Origin of the sequence: Plantactinospora siamensis, from assembly GCF_042434095.1 — a bacterium.
In the GTDB taxonomy this organism is placed as follows: domain Bacteria; phylum Actinomycetota; class Actinomycetes; order Mycobacteriales; family Micromonosporaceae; genus KBS50.
Genome location: NZ_JBHLUE010000039.1, coordinates 1 through 1,592, shown reverse-complemented (window position 1 = coordinate 1,592; position 1,592 = coordinate 1). Strand labels below are relative to the sequence as shown.

Here is a 1,592-nt window from a genome sequence, read left to right as displayed (position 1 = left end):
TGTGGGTGAGACGTGATGCCGAGCCGATTCAGGTGAAGTCAGTGATCCTATGCTGCCGAGAAAAGCCTCTAGCGAGTTCCACAGCGGCCCGTACCCCAAACCGACACAGGTGGTCAGGTAGAGAATACCAAGGCGATCGGGTGAACTGTGGTTAAGGAACTCGGCAAATTACCCCCGTAACTTCGGGAGAAGGGGGGCCGGACGCGTGAAGGCACTTGCTGCTGGAGCGTGGTATGGCCGCAGAGACCAGGGGGAAGCGACTGTTTACTAAAAACACAGGTCCATGCGAAGAAGTAATTCGATGTATATGGACTGACGCCTGCCCGGTGCTGGAACGTTAAGGGGACCGGTTAGTCTTTCGGGGCGAAGCTGAGAACTTAAGCGCCAGTAAACGGCGGTGGTAACTATAACCATCCTAAGGTAGCGAAATTCCTTGTCGGGTAAGTTCCGACCTGCACGAATGGCGTAACGACTTCCCTACTGTCTCAACCACAGGCCCGGCGAAATTGCATTACGAGTAAAGATGCTCGTTACGCGCGGCAGGACGGAAAGACCCCGGGACCTTTACTATAGCTTGACATTGGTATTCGGATTGGCTTGTGTAGGATAGGTGGGAGCCGGTGAAGTCCATACGCCAGTATGGGTGGAGGCAATCTTGAAATACCACTCTGGTTGATTTGGGTATCTAACTTCGGACCGTGATCCGGTTCAGGGACAGTGTCTGGTGGGTAGTTTAACTGGGGCGGTTGCCTCCTAAAAGGTAACGGAGGCGCCCAAAGGTTCCCTCAGCCTGGTTGGCAATCAGGTGTTGAGTGCAAGTACACAAGGGAGCTTGACTGTGAGACTGACAGGTCGAGCAGGGACGAAAGTCGGGACTAGTGATCCGGCACTTGCGTGTGGAAGCGGTGTCGCTCAACGGATAAAAGGTACCCCGGGGATAACAGGCTGATCTTCCCCAAGAGTCCATATCGACGGGATGGTTTGGCACCTCGATGTCGGCTCGTCGCATCCTGGGGCTGTAGCAGGTCCCAAGGGTTGGGCTGTTCGCCCATTAAAGCGGTACGCGAGCTGGGTTTAGAACGTCGTGAGACAGTTCGGTCCCTATCCGCCGTGCGCGTAGGATACTTGAGAAGGGCTGTCCCTAGTACGAGAGGACCGGGACGGACGAACCTCTGGTGTGCCAGTTGTCCCGCCAGGGGCACGGCTGGTTAGCTACGTTCGGAAGGGATAACCGCTGAAAGCATCTAAGCGGGAAGCTCGCTTCAAGATGAGGTATCCCACCCTAGTGATAGGGGTAAGGCCCCCAGCCAGACCACTGGGTTGATAGGCCGGAAATGTAAGCCCGGTAACGGGTTCAGTTGACCGGTACTAATAGGCCGAGGACTTGACCCACAAACATGCTACGCGTCCACTATACAATCCCGAGCCAACAAACAGACCACCATGTGGTGTTTGACAGGTTCATAGAGTTACGGCGGCCATAGCGGAGGGGAAACGCCCGGTAACATTCCGAACCCGGAAGCTAAGCCCTCCAGCGCCGATGGTACTGCACCCGGGAGGGTGTGGGAGAGTAGGACGCCGCCGGACAACCA

The 1,592-nt window shown here is 56.0% G+C and carries 2 rRNA genes; both read left to right on the top strand.

Annotated elements, in window-relative coordinates:
* Positions 1–1,392, top strand: a 23S ribosomal RNA gene (locus ACFFHU_RS31645); the annotation flags it as partial.
* A 78-nt stretch (positions 1,393–1,470) separates the two neighbouring features.
* Positions 1,471–1,587: ribosomal RNA gene (gene rrf / locus ACFFHU_RS31640) — 5S ribosomal RNA — on the top strand.
* Positions 1,588–1,592: the final 5 nt, after the last annotated feature.